Origin of the sequence: Streptomyces clavuligerus (genome assembly GCF_005519465.1) — a bacterium.
Lineage (GTDB): Bacteria > Actinomycetota > Actinomycetes > Streptomycetales > Streptomycetaceae > Streptomyces > Streptomyces clavuligerus.
In genome coordinates this window covers 3,878,465-3,892,064 of the sequence record NZ_CP027858.1, presented here as the reverse complement: position 1 = coordinate 3,892,064, position 13,600 = coordinate 3,878,465, and the positions used below count along the sequence as shown (strand labels likewise).

General features: G+C 71.4%; 12 protein-coding genes. 5 read left to right on the top strand and 7 right to left on the bottom strand.

The features are described 5' to 3' along the window. Positions 1-86 precede the first annotated feature (86 nt). Positions 87-1,793, top strand: a complete 1,707-nt coding sequence (locus CRV15_RS16365) for a threonine/serine exporter family protein (RefSeq protein ID WP_009996505.1) — start codon at positions 87-89, stop codon at positions 1,791-1,793. Here CRV15_RS16365 and CRV15_RS16360 read toward each other — a convergent pair. Beyond that, on the bottom strand, positions 1,713-2,525 hold the full coding sequence (locus CRV15_RS16360; RefSeq protein ID WP_003953605.1) for a DedA family protein: 813 nt from the start codon (positions 2,523-2,525) through the stop codon (positions 1,713-1,715). The two genes, CRV15_RS16365 and CRV15_RS16360, sit on opposite strands and share 81 nt — an antisense overlap. A 248-nt stretch (positions 2,526-2,773) precedes the next feature. On the opposite strand from CRV15_RS16360, the gene gad reads away from it, so the two are divergent. Continuing rightward, positions 2,774-4,198: a glutamate decarboxylase gene (gene gad, locus CRV15_RS16355; RefSeq protein WP_003953606.1), complete on the top strand. Its 1,425-nt coding sequence runs from the start codon at positions 2,774-2,776 to the stop codon at positions 4,196-4,198. A gap of 129 nt (positions 4,199-4,327) precedes the next feature. Here gad and CRV15_RS16350 read toward each other — a convergent pair whose 3' ends face one another. Further along, a complete protein-coding gene (locus CRV15_RS16350; RefSeq protein WP_003953607.1) occupies positions 4,328-4,969 on the bottom strand; it encodes a PadR family transcriptional regulator in 642 nt (213 codons plus the stop codon). Between the two features lie 188 nt (positions 4,970-5,157). Between CRV15_RS16350 and CRV15_RS16345 the strand changes: the two genes are divergently transcribed. After that, entirely contained in the window at positions 5,158-5,901 is a 744-nt protein-coding gene (locus tag CRV15_RS16345; RefSeq protein ID WP_003960852.1) for a bleomycin resistance protein, read from the top strand. 94 nt (positions 5,902-5,995) lie between these two features. On the opposite strand, the gene CRV15_RS16340 is transcribed toward CRV15_RS16345, so the two are convergent. The 3 genes from CRV15_RS16340 to CRV15_RS16330 form a co-directional block, all read right to left on the bottom strand. Continuing rightward, positions 5,996-6,538: a DinB family protein gene (locus CRV15_RS16340; protein WP_003960853.1), complete on the bottom strand. Its 543-nt coding sequence runs from the start codon at positions 6,536-6,538 to the stop codon at positions 5,996-5,998. 254 nt (positions 6,539-6,792) lie between these two features. Continuing rightward, positions 6,793-8,250 (bottom strand): aldehyde dehydrogenase family protein, encoded by a 1,458-nt coding sequence (locus tag CRV15_RS16335; protein WP_003953610.1) that lies wholly within the window; start codon positions 8,248-8,250, stop codon positions 6,793-6,795. A 133-nt stretch (positions 8,251-8,383) separates the two neighbouring features. Beyond that, positions 8,384-9,292, bottom strand: coding sequence for a helix-turn-helix domain-containing protein (locus tag CRV15_RS16330; RefSeq protein ID WP_003960854.1), 909 nt, complete (start codon positions 9,290-9,292; stop codon positions 8,384-8,386). A 348-nt stretch (positions 9,293-9,640) separates the two neighbouring features. Here CRV15_RS16330 and CRV15_RS16325 point away from each other — a divergent pair, with 348 nt between their 5' ends. After that, entirely contained in the window at positions 9,641-10,150 is a 510-nt protein-coding gene (locus tag CRV15_RS16325; protein ID WP_003953613.1) for an ATP-binding protein, read from the top strand. A 145-nt stretch (positions 10,151-10,295) separates the two neighbouring features. On the opposite strand, the gene CRV15_RS16320 is transcribed toward CRV15_RS16325, so the two are convergent. Then, the gene (locus CRV15_RS16320; RefSeq protein WP_003953614.1) at positions 10,296-10,538 is read right to left on the bottom strand and encodes a DUF397 domain-containing protein; all 243 of its coding nucleotides are present in this window, start codon (positions 10,536-10,538) and stop codon (positions 10,296-10,298) included. 449 nt (positions 10,539-10,987) lie between these two features. Here CRV15_RS16320 and CRV15_RS16315 point away from each other — a divergent pair, with 449 nt between their 5' ends. After that, positions 10,988-11,407 carry a hypothetical protein gene (locus tag CRV15_RS16315; protein ID WP_003953616.1) on the top strand — a complete coding sequence of 140 codons (420 nt, stop codon included), beginning with the start codon at positions 10,988-10,990 and terminating at the stop codon, positions 11,405-11,407. Positions 11,408-11,521: 114 nt separating this feature from the next. Here CRV15_RS16315 and CRV15_RS16310 read toward each other — a convergent pair whose 3' ends face one another. Continuing rightward, positions 11,522-13,600, bottom strand: a complete 2,079-nt coding sequence (locus CRV15_RS16310) for an FUSC family protein (RefSeq protein ID WP_009996513.1) — start codon at positions 13,598-13,600, stop codon at positions 11,522-11,524.

The window sequence follows — 13,600 nt, the reverse complement described above, 5'->3', positions numbered from 1 at the left end:
ATGCAGGATTCCGGAGTCGTCCGTCGCCAGGTCCCCGCCCATACTGGGCTGACACCGGCGACATCAGAGGGAGCGAGGTCAGCGACGTGGTGGCGGAGCCGGAGGTTCCGGAGGAACGGGGCGGCACGGGCGGGTCGCGCCCTCCGGGACCGGAGGACACACGCGGCGCGAAACCCCCGTCCGACGAGGCGCGGAGCGCGTTCACCCCGCCCGCCGGGGTGGCCCTGCCCGAGGTCCCGGACGAGGACCACACCACCTCGGAATTCGCCGTTCCGGAGGGTGCGCTGCCCGAGCCGCCGCCCGAGCAGGAAGGTTCCGCCTTCGCCACGCCGAGCGTCTACAGCGCCCGGTACTCCCCGCCCGCGTACACCCCGTCCCAGGGCGTGCCCAAGGTCCGGCTGACCAAGGACGCCCCCTGGCAGGACCGGATGCGGACCATGCTCCGGATGCCCGTGGGCGACCGCCCCGTCCCGGAGGCCGTGCAGAGGCACGACGAGGCCGGGCCCGCCGTGCCCCGGGTGCTCGACCTGACCCTGCGCATCGGCGAACTGCTGCTCGCGGGCGGCGAGGGCGCCGAGGACGTCGAGGCGGCGATGTTCGCGATCTGCCGCTCGTACGGGCTGGACCGCTGCGAGCCCACGGTGACCTTCACCCTGCTGTCGATCACCTATCAGCCGTCCCTGGTGGACGACCCGGTGACGGCCAACCGGACGGTGCGCCGCCGGGGCACCGACTACACCCGGCTGGCCGCCGTCTACCGGCTCGTCCACGACATCAGCTCGCCCGACACCGGACTCACCCTGGAGGAGGCGTACCGCAGGCTCGCGGAGATCCGCCGCAACCGCCATCCGTACCCCGGCTGGGCGCTCACCGTGGCCGGCGGGCTGCTCGCCGGATCGGCGTCCGTGCTGGTCGGCGGTGACGGTCTGGTCTTCCTGGCCGCCGCGGTCGGCGCGATGCTCGGGGACCGGTTCGCCTGGCTGTGCGCCGGGCGCGGGCTGCCGGAGTTCTACCAGTTCGTGGCCGCCGCCACCCCGCCCGCGGCGATGGGTGTGGCGCTGTCCCTCTCCCCGCTGGACGTCCGCGCCTCCGCCGTGATCACCGGTGGCCTCTTCGCCCTGATCCCCGGGCGGGCCCTGGTCGCGGGCGTCCAGGACGGGCTCACCGGCTTCTACATCACCGCCGCCGCCCGGCTGCTCGAAGTCGGCTATCTGATCGTCGGCATCGTCATCGGCGTGCTCAGCGTGCTCTCCCTGGGGCTGGCGCTGGGCGCGGGCCTCACCCCCGAGACGGCCCTGCTGTCGGTGGAGCGGCCGGTGGTGCAGACCTGCGCGGCGATGGGGCTCTCGCTGTGCTTCGCGGTCCTGCTCCAGCAGGAGCGGCACACGGTCTGGGTGGTGACGCTGAACGGCGGCGTGGGCTGGGTGGTCTTCGGGGCGCTCGCGCACACCGCCGATGTGAACCCGGTCGCGGCGACGGCGGCGGCGGCCGGGCTCGTCGGCCTCTTCGGCCAGATGCTCGCCCGTTACCGCTTCGCCTCCGCGCTGCCGTACGTCACCGCCGCGATCGGTCCGCTGCTGCCGGGAAGCGCGACGTACTTCGGTCTGCTCGCGATGGCACGCGGCGATCTGAACACGGGGCTCGCCTCGCTCTCCAAGGCCGCGGCGGTGGCCCTGGCGATCGCGATCGGGGTCAATCTGGGCAGCGAGGTCTCACGGCTGTTCATCCGGGTCCGGTCCGCCGGGGAGCCGTCCGAGCCCCGGCGCGCGGCCAAACGGACCCGCGGCTTCTGACGCCGTCCCGCCGCCGGAGGGCAGCGTGCTCCCCGGCGCCACCGCCGCGTCCCCGTACGGCGGGACGCGCTCCGCACCCGCCGGTACGGCCTCCCCGGCCGTCCGCCGACCGCGCCGGGAGCGGGCCCGCAGCAGTTCGACGGCGATCGGCAGCACCGAGAGCACCACGATGAGCAGCAGCATCTTCTCGATGTGCCGGTGGACGAACGGGACCTTGCCGAGAGCCGCGCCGAGCAGGGTGACGCCCGCCCCCCAGAGCACCCCGCCGACCACGTTGAAGACGACGAACGTGCGGTACTCCATCCGGCTGACCCCGGCGACGACCGGGGTGAAGGTCCGCACCACCGGGACGAACCGGGCGAGCACCAGCGACTTGCGCCCGTACGTGGCGAAGAAGCTGTGCGCCGCAGCCACGTTCTCGCGCCGGAAGAAGCGGGAGTCGGGCCGGTTGAAGAGCGCCGGGCCCACCTTGCGGCCGAAGAGATAGCCCGTCTGGTCCCCGGCGACCGCGGCGAGCACGATCAGGGCGCACACGGCCCACAGCGGCACCCCGTCCAGGGTCCCGGTGGCCACCAGCAGGCCGGTGGTGAAGAGCAGCGAGTCGCCCGGCAGGAAGAAGCCGATGAGCAGGCCGGACTCGGCGAAGACGATGACCAGGACGCCGATGAGGCCGAAGGCGCCGATCAGCCGGTCCGGGTCGAGCCAGTCCGGTCCGAGGGCAAGGGGGGTCACGGGGCGCGGCTCCTCACTCGGTGAAGCGGCGAAGGCGGCCGGCGGCGGGCCGCGGGGGCACTCGGTCAACGGGGGGACGTAAGGGGCATTCATCACGTTACCAATGGCCCGTCCGGTCCGGCGCGGACGGCCGCCCCCGCGTTGCGCGCGGCACCCGCCCGTACCAGCCTGGTGCCCGGACCGGGCCGTGCGCGGAGGGCGCGCGCGAGTCCGCCAGGGACGCGTACAGCGAAGGGCGGCGGGATCTGATGCCACTCCACCAGGGCGCGGACGACAGCGCGGGACGCTCGGCGGAGATGCGCCGGCTGTCGCTGAACCCCTTCTACGGGGAGGCCGACCCGGTCAGCGGCATGACCACGGCACCGCCCACCCACCGGCTGCCCGACGGCCCGCTGCCGCCGATGACCGCGTACCAGCTCGTCCGCGACGAACTGATGCTCGACGGCAACGCCCGGCTGAATCTGGCCACCTTCGTCACCACCTGGATGGAGCCGCAGGCCGGGGTGCTGATGGGCGAGTGCCGCGACAAGAACATGATCGACAAGGATGAGTACCCGCGCACCGCCGAGCTGGAGCGGCGCTGTGTGGCCATGCTCGCGGAGCTGTGGCGGGCGCCCGACCCGGCGGCGGCCGTGGGCTGCTCCACCACCGGTTCCAGCGAGGCGTGCATGCTCGCCGGGATGGCCCTCAAACGGCGCTGGGCCAAGCGGCACCCGGACCGCTATCCGTCGAGCGCCCGGCCCAATCTGGTCATGGGGGCCAATGTCCAGGTCTGCTGGGAGAAGTTCTGCGCCTTCTGGGAGGTCGAGGCCCGGCTGGTGCCGATGGAGGGCGAGCGCTTCCACCTCGATCCGCAGGCGGCGGCCGAGCTGTGCGACGAGAACACCATCGGCGTGGTCACCGTGCTCGGCTCGACCTTCGACGGCTCGTACGAGCCGGTCGCCGAGGTCTGCGCGGCCCTGGACGCCCTCCAGGAGCGGACCGGGCTCGATGTACCGGTCCATGTCGACGGCGCCTCCGGGGCGATGGTCGCGCCCTTCGTCGACGAGGAGCTGGTCTGGGACTTCCGGCTGCCCCGGGTGTCCTCGATCAACACCTCCGGCCACAAGTACGGGCTGGTCTACCCCGGGGTCGGCTGGGCGCTGTGGCGCTCGGCGGCCGAGCTGCCCGAGGAGCTGGTCTTCCGGGTCAACTACCTCGGGGGCGACATGCCGACGTTCGCCCTCAACTTCTCCCGCCCCGGCGCGCAGGTCGTGGCGCAGTACTACACCTTCCTGCGGCTGGGCCGGGAGGGGTACCGGGCGGTCCAGCAGACCTCCCGGGACGTGGCCCGGGGGCTCGCCGACCGCTTCGCGGCGGTGCCGGACTTCCGGCTGCTGACCCGGGGCGACCAGCTCCCGGTCTTCGCGGTGACGACCGCGCCGGACGTCACCGCCTTCAACGTCTTCGACGTCTCCCGGCGGCTGCGGGAACACGGCTGGCTGGTTCCCGCCTACACCTTCCCCAAGAACCGCGAGGACCTCTCCGTGCTCCGGGTGGTCTGCCGCAACGGCTTCTCGGCCGACCTCGCCGCCCTGCTGATGGAGGATCTGCACCGGCTGCTGCCGGAGCTGCGCCGCCAGCCGTCCCCGCTGACGACGGACACGGAGAAGGCGACGTCGTTCCACCACTGAGACGGACGGGGCCGGAACCGGCCGTTCACGCCTGCGGCCCTGTCCCTGTATGCGGGCGCCGCCCGCTGTCGTCCGCGTGTGCGGCCGTCGTCCGCCGACGCCGCCGTGCACGCGTTCACCCGGCGCGTGTCACTCGGCGTCTCCCGGATGGCGCTCCCCGGTCCGGTACGGGTTCTCCTCGCCCTCGGCGAGGACCAGGGCGGGCCGCTCGCCCTCCCCCGCGAACACATAGGCGCCGCCCTCGATCCGCTCGATCAGCCCGAGGGTCCACCGGGCCCCGAAGTCCGCCGACGACACCCAGAGGTTCATGATCTCGCCGATGTGTCCGAGCGACTGGGGCCCCTCCTCGGGGGTGTAGTACTCGGTCACCGAGGCGCGCCACTCCCGCATCAGCTCCACCCGGCGTCTCAGCAGCTCCACGGCTTCCGCACGGGGCAGGTCGACGATGAAGCCGACCCCGGCCGACAGGACGTCCATCCGCTGGTCGTAGGCGGTCAGCGCCTCCCGCAGCAGCTTCAGATACTCCTCGTTCCCCGCCGCCGTCAGCTCGTACTCGGTGCGCGGCGGGCCGCCGGCCGTGGACGGGGCGACCTCGTGGGCGTGGAGCAGCTCCTGCTTCGCCATCTGCTTGAGTGCGTGGTAGATCGAGCCGGGCTTGGCGTTGGACCACTCATGGGCGCCCCAGAACTCCAGGTCGTTGCGGACCTGGTAACCGTGCGCCCGCCCGTGCTGGCGGACGGAGCCCAGCACCAGCAAACGGATCGCTGACATCGGCCGATGGCCTCCCTTTCTCTCGCTTCCCCCGCGTTTCCCCGCGCTTTTCATATTTTTCCGGTTTCCCGGGCGTTTCCCACCCGGCGCTCCGCGCACGGGCCGCTCCATGATCCCCGTCGGCCCGCCCGGCAGCCCTTCACTGATCAACTTTGACCACTCTACTCAATTTTGACTACCCTGACCGCATGACCGAGAAGACCATCCCGCTCCTCCCCTGTCAGTCACGGCTGCTCCAGCCGGTGGTGGACTTCTACACAGCCCTCGGCTTCGAGCTGACGTTCCACCAGAAGAGCCCCTACGCGTACGCCGTCGTCTCCCGCGGCGAGGTGGAGCTCCAGTTCTTCGGCATCAAGGAGTACGACCCGGCCGAGGCGTACTCCGGCTGCTACATCCTCACGGACGACGTGGACGGGCTGTACGACACGTTCCGCGCGGGCCTGAGAAAAGCCTATGGAAAGGTGCCCTCCCGGGGGCTGCCCCGGATCGGGCCACTGAAGAACATGTCGTACGGGGTGCGGCAGTTTCTGCTGACCGACCCCACCGGCAACAGCATTCGGGTGGGTCAGCCGTTCAGCGAGGACGGAAGCCATCGGCCGGTACCGCGGGAGACGTATGCGCGGGCCCTGCATCTGGCGGACCTCTATGTGGACTCCAAGCAGGATCTGCTCGGCGCGGCGAAAATCGTCGACCACGCGCTCGAACGGGCGGCGGAAGCCGCGGAAGCGGGGACCGGGGCGGGGCCGACCCCCGTGCAGCGGCTGCGGCTGCTGGTGCTGCGCGCGGATGTCGCCCAGCGCCTCGGCGAGGACGGGGCGGCGGACCGTCTGGAGCGGGCGGCGGCGATCGACCCGGCGGGGTTCACGGACGAGGAACGGGCCGAGGCGGCGGACAGCCTGGCGCGGCTGGCGGAGCTGACGGAACCGGGCTGACGGAACCGGACGGGCCGGGGCACCCGCGACCCGTCCGGTTCCGGCCGGCGTCCGGGCCCGGGGCGGCCCCGGGGCCGCGCCGACCGTCCCCGCCTCAGCCCTCGCCGCGCTCCAGGGCGACCAGTTCCAGCGCCGTCCTCCCGTCCAGCGACTCCCGGATGATGTCCGCGTGCCCGGCGTGCCGCGCGTACTCCTCGACCAGGTGGAGCAGCATCCAGCGCATCGAGACCCGGCCGTCCTCGGGGAACCAGGGCGCGGGCGGCAGCGGGAAGGTGTCGTCCAGGCCGGGCAGGGAGCGGACGAACTCCTCGGTCTCCCGGACCACCCCGTCCCAGAACTCCAGCACCGACGCGACCGACTCGTCCTCGGTGAGGCGGAACCCCTCCTCCCAGGTGCGCCCGGAGTCATACCGCTCGTTCGGCCGCTGTTGGGCCAGCCGCAGCCAGTTCAGCTCCATCTCGGCGACATGCTTCAGCAGCCCGGAGAGCGACAGCCCACTGGCGGTGGGGCGGCTCGCGGCCTGTTCCTCGCCGAGCCCGACGACCGAGCGGCGCAGGCCCCCGCGCTGTGCCTCCACGAAGGCGAGCAGCGCCCCGCGCTCGTCGCCGGGCGCTTCCGCCGGTACCAACGTGACCATGATGTCCACCCTTCACCCGCCGCCCGGAGGGGGCGGCCCGCAGCTTCCAGGGGACGGCTGACGCCTCCCCTGCCGACCTCGCCCACACTAGGGGCCCTTGCGGACGGGAGCTGTCCGCAAGGGCCCTGGGTCGCCGGGGTGCTCAGGCGCCGGGCGCTGCGGCGGTCCGCCGCAGCGCCCGAGGGCTGGTCCGCCGCCGAAGGGCTGGTCCGCCGTCGGCGAGCCCCAGCAGGCTTCAGCAGGTGCAGCGGGCCTCAGAAGGGAAAACGGGAGCGGCCGTGCTGGACCGAGATCCACTTCTGGGTGGTGAACGCCTCGATCATCGACTCGCCGTTCAGCCGGCCGCTGCCGGAGTGCTTCTCGCCGCCGAAGGGCACGATCGGCTCGTCGTGGACGGTGGAGTCATTGATGTGGATCATCCCGGTGTTGATCCGCTTGGCGATCCGCACCCCGCGCTCGATATCGGCGGTGTGGACGGCCCCGCTCAGCCCGTAGGGGGTGTCGTTGGCGATCGTGATCGCCTCCTCCTCCCCGTCGAAGGGCACGATCAGCGCCACCGGGCCGAATATCTCCTGCCCGAGGACGGGGGAGTCGGTGGCGATCCCGGTGAGCACCGAGGGCTCGACGAGATTGCCCTCGGAACCACCCCGCAGCAGCGCGGTGGCCCCCGCCGCCAGGGTCTGCTCGACGAGCGCCGTGACGGCGTCCGCCTGCCGGGAGTTGATCAGCGGGCCGATATGGGTCGACGGGTCGGCCGGGTCGCCCACTCTCAGCGTGCGCACCTTGGCGACGAACTTCTCGGTGAACTCCCGCTCCACCGCGCGGTCCACCAGGACGCGGTTGGCCGCCATGCAGACCTGCCCCTGATGGACGAAGCGGCTGAAGACGGCGGCGTCGACCGCGTAGTCGATATCCGCGTCGTCCAGCACGATGAGGGCGCTGTTCCCGCCCAGTTCCAGGATCGCGCGCTTGAAATTCGCGGCGCAGACCGTGGCGACATGCTGACCGACCTTGTCGGAACCGGTGAAGGAGATGGCCTTCGGCACCGGGTGCTCGATCAGCGCGTCCCCGATCTCGGCGATATCGGTGATGACGACATTCAGCAGACCGGGCGGCAGACCGGCGTCCTCGAATACCTTGCCCACCAGCGCGCCACCGCAGATGGGGGTGTTCTGGTGCGGCTTGAGAACGACTCCGTTGCCGAGGGCGAGCGAGGGCGCGACCGACTTGATGGAGAGCAGGAAGGGGAAGTTGAACGGGCTGATGACACCGACGACACCGACCGGCAGCCGGTAGACCCGGTTCTCCTTGCCGTCCACCGGGGACGGGAGAATCCGGCCCTCGGGACGGAGCGCGAGCTGAATCGCCTCGCGCAGGAATTCCTTGGCCAGATGGAGTTCGAAGGCGGCCTTGGTGCGGGTGCCGCCCAGCTCCGCGATGATGGCCTCGGTGATCTCCTGCTCGCGCTCCTCGATGATCCGCAGCGCGTTCTCGAAGACCGCCCGGCGGCCGTACGGGTTGGTCTCGCCCCAGGCCACCTGTGCCCGCTCGGCCGCCCGGTACGCCTGATCGACCTCGGCGGCGGTGGCGACGGTTATGGAGGCCAGTTTCTCTCCGTCGTACGGATTGAAATCGATGATGTCCCAGGAGCCGGTCCCGGGCCTCCACTCGCCATCGATGTACTGGTAGGCCAGATCGGTGAACAAGGACATATGAACCGATTCCCTTACCCGTCGGAACCTTCAGGGCCGCCCGGGCCCCCGCGGAAGGTCAGAACTCCAGAACGTCAGAACGTCAGAGCCTCACAAAGTGCGTTGCCTGATGTGACGTCACTATACGTCCGTACTAGGTAAGTTGAAGAAGACCACGCAGAAGATCCCGGCTTTCCGCGGCGTCCGGACTGTCCTCCTCCAGCCGCGTCATGACCTTCTCGTACTGGGCCACCTCTTCGCGCTTGTCGAGATAGAGCGCGCTGGTGAGCTGTTCCAGATAGACGATGTCCGACAGATCCGACTCGGGGAAGCGCAGCATCGCGAAAGCACCGCTCTCGCCCGCATGCCCGCCAAAGCTGAAGGGCATGATCTGGAGCGTGACATTGGGCTGCTCGGAGATCTCGATGAGATGCCGCAACTGCCCCTGCATCACGGCGCGGTCACCATAGGGACGGCGCAGCGCCGCCTCGTCGAGAATGGCGTGCAGCCGCGGGGCCCGCTCGGAGACGAGCAGCTTCTGCCGTTCGAGCCGCAGGGCGACCCGGCGGTCGATCTCCTCCCGGGGCGCGTTGGGCATTCCGCGGGCGACCACGGCGTGGGCGTACGACTCGGTCTGGAGCAGACCGTGCACGAACTGCACCTCGTAGAGGCGGATATGGGAGGCCGCCGCCTCCAGTCCCACATATGTCTGAAACCAGCCTGGAAGAACGTCGCTGTAGCTGTGCCACCACCCGGCGACATTGGCCTCCTTGGCAAGGCCGAGCAGCGCCTGGCGCTCCGCCTCGTCGGCCACCCCGTAGAGCGTGAGCAGATCCTCCACGTCCCGCGCCTTGAAGCTCACCCGCCCCAACTCCATACGGCTGATCTTTGATTCCGATGCGCGGATCGAGTAGCCCGCAGCCTCCCGGGTGATGCCACGCGACTCGCGCAGTCTCCGGAGCTGCGAGCCCAACAGGATGCGCCGCACCACGGAACCCCCACCCGGACCCTCGGCCCACGACTCGGCTGCGGTCACGACTCCAACCCTCCCCATCCTCGTCATCCGTCTCGTTCGGTTCCTCTACAGACCCTCTACAGACTGAGGCACCCCCTGAACCTCAAGTGCGGGATTCTGCCACCAAATCACTTCGGGGCGTACTCGGACCGTTACGGAAATGGGAAGCCCTTGGGGAAGCCATGGAAGAGATCCGCGAAAGATATCACCCAGAACTGTGATGGAGATGGACATGGCGGGCACGTGCACGTGCATCTGCCCTTGCATCTGCCTGACGCATTCGGAACCATGGTCCTCACCGCTTCTGCGTGCTCGTCCGTGTTGTTGCCCGTTGTTGACGTTGTGCCGTTGTTGCCCAGTCGCACCACAGCCGCGATTCCCCCGGGAGTGCCTCGCATGGGAACGAATGGATCGACCATGCTCGCGCCGTTACGGCAGGGCCTTCCCGCCAGGGACCCCGCACAGATCTCCAGCTCGGCGTCGTGCACCCTGCCCGCCCGCTATGAAGCGGTGCGCGGGGCGCGGCAGTTCACGGTGACGACACTGGGCGAGTGGAGCCTCGGGGACCGCTCCGACGACATCGCGCTGGTGGTGTCCGAGCTGGTCACCAACGCACTGCGGCACGCCCTGCCCAGCGAGCCGCCGCACGGGGCGCAGGACCCCCCGGTACGGCTGCATCTGATGCGCTGGCCGGGGCGGCTGGTGTGCGCGGTACGCGATCCGAGTCCGGAGTCGCCCGGCGGGGAGGACGGGGCGTTCCCCGACCCCAGGGGGACCGCGGAGTCGGGCCGGGGACTGTTCCTGGTCGAAGCGTTCAGCGACGGCTGGGGCTGGCACCCGCTCGCCGGAGCCCTGCACGGCAAGGTCGTCTGGGCGCTGTTCCGGATCGGACAGAACGGGAACTAGCGCGCGGCGGCGGTTTCCGCGGAGCCGGGAGCGGCGGGCCCAGCTGTCGGGGGGCGGGCCCGCCGCTCCCTCTTTTTCTTTATGGGTCGTTCGGCGGAACGGCCGTCGCCGCGTACGGCTCCGGACGGACATCGGCCGTCGGCGCTCAGGCCCCGGCGATCAAATGGTCGAACTCCCCGTCCTTGACGCCCAGGAGCATCGCCTCGATCTCGGCGGGCGTATAGACGAGCGCGGGCCCCTCGGGGTGCCGTGAGTTGCGCATCGCGACATTCCCTCCGGGCAGTCTGGCGAACTCCACGCAGGAACCCTGGGAGTTGCTGTGCTTGCTCTTCTGCCAGACGACCCCCCGCAGCTCGGTGGCCGCCATGCCGTTGTACGCGTGGTGCACAGGACGCTCCCGGGCTACAAGATGCATTCGTCAACTGTCCCGGATCATAGCTCTGATTCACGTGCCAATGCATGAGCGTCAGCACGGGCATATGCACGTGCACGCGGGGTGTTGCCGCAGTTACACGCACAGCCCGTTACCGGGTCGACGCATGCCGGTTCAGTGGCGTATCGGATACCGGAGGGACCGTGGACACCGGCCGCCGCCCATGGCGCGGAACGATGCCATCCGGGCCGGCGCGTCCACGTCGAATCCCTCTGTACCGATGAAAGACGCTCCTGGGCCCACGGGGGATGCGCGTCCCCGCGTGATAGTCCGAATTCTCTCCCACACAGGGGAGTTGCGTATCTCACAGGCCCCAGAAGGCCACCCTGGTAGCTTGGCGCGGATCTCTCCACCGATCGGCGGATCGAACGATCATCCGATCACCATCGACCAAGGGGCGTTCCGTGCGTATACGTACTTCTCTGGCCGCCACCGGACTCGCCGCCGTCGCCGCGCTCGCCCTGACGGGCTGCGGCGGGGACGACGACAAGGGCGACGGCGGTACGAAGCAGTCTCCGTCCGCGTCGGCGTCGGCACCCGGCGGTTCGCCGGGGAAGGTGGACTCCGCCTCGCTCCAGGGGAGCTGGGCCGGGAAGACCGCCGGGACCAGTGTGAACGTCACCGTCACCGGCACGGCGGTCACCCTGACGGCACAGGGCACCTCCTGCGACGGCGAGGTGGCCGACCACGGCGCGACCATGCTGGCGATGAAGTGCTCCGCCGAGTCGGGACGCACCATGGGAACGGTCGCGTCCGCCGATGCAGCGGGCCTCGTGGTGGACTGGGGCAACGGGCTGACGGACCGGCTGGCCAAGACGGGGTAGCGACGGGCGGCACTCTGGCGGCGGCGCGGTCCGGGCGGGGGCGGCTGACACGGGACGGCGCCGCGACGGGGCGGGCTCGGGGGCGGTGCAGGCTCGGGGGCAGTACGGCAACGGCTAATTCCGGCCATCGTCCAGGGCGTCGGTCAGCTCCTCCAGCGCCTCCGCCAGCAGCGCGGCCCCGCCGCCGAGCACGGGGTGCTCGTGCTCGGCGGCCTCCCACGCGGCGAGGGCCGCCCGGACCCGGTCCCACTGCGGGGTCCGCCGCTCCCGGACCGCACGCGCCGCGCGTTCGGTGTCCTGCCGCAGCGCCTCCGCGAGCGCCCGCGCGGCCGGGACCGGCACCGCTCCGTGCTCGGGGAGATGGGCCTCCAGCAGCATGGCGCTCCGTCCCAACTGCGCGAGCGCGTGCTCCGCCGCCTCCGTCGCCGCCCGGGTCAGCCCCCGGCTGCGCACCGGTTCGTGCACGGCCCGCGCGAGCGCGTCCTGCCAGGCGATCCGGGCGTCGCGCGCGGCGAGCAGCGAGGAGCGGATCTCCTGGCTGTCGGGGTCGGCGGGGCGCGCGTAGTGGTCGACGACCGCCGCCGCGTATCGACCGTCCGCTTTCAGCCAGTCGGCGAGCCGGTGCCGGAGGCGGGGCGTCTCCCAGGCGGGGTACACGGCGTACGACACCATCGCGAGCACTCCGCCGAGCAGGGTGAGCAGCACGCGTTCGGGCACGGTCTGCCCGGCCTCCTGGCCCGCCATGCCGAGCAGGAAGACGACATATGCCGAGATCCCGACATTGACCGCCGCGTATCCGGTGCGCATCACGAGATACACGCCGAAGGCACAGAGGACGGCGAGGGCGCCGGAGAGCAGGACATCGGGGTGCGCGGTCTGCACCACGGCGGTGGCGACCCCCACCCCGACGAGTGTGCCGCCGAAGCGGGCGACGGAACGGGCGTACGTCTGGGAGAAGTCCGGCCGCATCACCATGACGGATGTCATCGGCGCCCAGTAGCCGTGGCCGAGAGGCAGCGCGGCGCCGAGGAGATAGCCCGCGCAGACGACGGACGAGGCCCGGACGGCGTGGCGCAGCACCGGGGAGCCGTGGCGCAGTTCCTTCCGCACCCGGCGGAGCGCGCCGGGGACGAGCCGGTGGAGCGGCGGCCGGTCCCGGTGCGGAGCAGCGTCCTCCGTTTCCCTCCGTTGTTCCCCTCCGTCCCCCCGTTCGCCCTGGGCCAGCTCCACGACGTCGTCGAGGAGGGCGGCGAGCCGGATCGACGCCCTCCGGGCCGGGCCGTCCAGCAGCTCCAGCGTGTCGGGGGTCTTGAGGGTGCCGAGCGCGCCGGGCGGGATGCGGACGGGGGTGCCGTGCCGGATCGCGTACGCCGCCGCGTCCAGCACCTGACCGGCGGCGCCCAGCAGTTCGCGACAGCGGTCCCGTTCCGGCCCCTCCTCGGGGACGCCGACCGCCGGATCGGCCAACGAGGCCAGCACCGGACGGATGCGCTCGGCGACCCCCCGGGCGCCGTGCAGCTCCGCCGGCCGGTGCCGGGCCTGCCAGGGGGTGACGGCGGCGGCGCTCCGCGCGACCATCAGCGGCTCCGGGTCGAACGGCGCGGTCGGATCGTGCCGCAGCCTGCGCGCGTAGTCCGCCTCCGCCGCGAGCGCGTCGGCGAGCGCGTCCCGCTGTGCGCCCCAGCGGCGCACCGGGAACAGCAGGACGAGCAGCGCCTGCACCCCGCCGCCGACGGCGATCACGGCGGCGTGTCCGGCGGCGGTGGCGACGGAGGTCGGGAGGGTGACGGTCACGAGCATGATCGCCACGTTGGAGGCGGCGATGACGCCGACGGTGGGGCCGAGGGCCCAGGCGAGCCCGGAGGCGAAGGTCCACGCCGCGAGCACGAGAACGAAGAGCGGAAGGCTGCCGGCCGCCAGATAGCCGACGAACGTGGAGACCGCGAGGCTGGTGCCCGAGGCGAGCGCGAGCAGCGGCCGGGGCCGCCAGGTGCGCTGATAGGTGGCGATGGCCGCCTGAAAGGCCCCGAACGCGGAGCTGACCGCGACCACGGGCCCGAACAGCGCGAGCGCTCCACCGACGACGACCGCCAGCCCTGCGGCCCCACGCAACGCCACCAGCGGCTCCAACCGCCGCCGCTCGACGGTGAGCCCCGCGCGGGCGGTCTCCTTCAGCGCCCGGAGCCAGGTCAT

Excerpts from the sequence above, each read along its gene's own strand:
- CRV15_RS16330 (WP_003960854.1), bottom strand. The coding sequence starts at position 9,292 with ATGACGAGGATGGGGAGGGTTGGAGTCGTGACCGCAGCCGAGTCGTGG.
- CRV15_RS16310 (WP_009996513.1), bottom strand. The coding sequence starts at position 13,600 with ATGACCTGGCTCCGGGCGCTGAAGGAGACCGCCCGCGCGGGGCTCACC.
- CRV15_RS16340 (WP_003960853.1), bottom strand. The coding sequence starts at position 6,538 with ATGGTCACGTTGGTACCGGCGGAAGCGCCCGGCGACGAGCGCGGGGCG.
- gad (WP_003953606.1), top strand. The coding sequence starts at position 2,774 with ATGCCACTCCACCAGGGCGCGGACGACAGCGCGGGACGCTCGGCGGAG.
- CRV15_RS16350 (WP_003953607.1), bottom strand. The coding sequence starts at position 4,969 with ATGTCAGCGATCCGTTTGCTGGTGCTGGGCTCCGTCCGCCAGCACGGG.
- CRV15_RS16325 (WP_003953613.1), top strand. The coding sequence starts at position 9,641 with ATGGGAACGAATGGATCGACCATGCTCGCGCCGTTACGGCAGGGCCTT.
- CRV15_RS16335 (WP_003953610.1), bottom strand. The coding sequence starts at position 8,250 with ATGTCCTTGTTCACCGATCTGGCCTACCAGTACATCGATGGCGAGTGG.
- CRV15_RS16345 (WP_003960852.1), top strand. The coding sequence starts at position 5,158 with ATGACCGAGAAGACCATCCCGCTCCTCCCCTGTCAGTCACGGCTGCTC.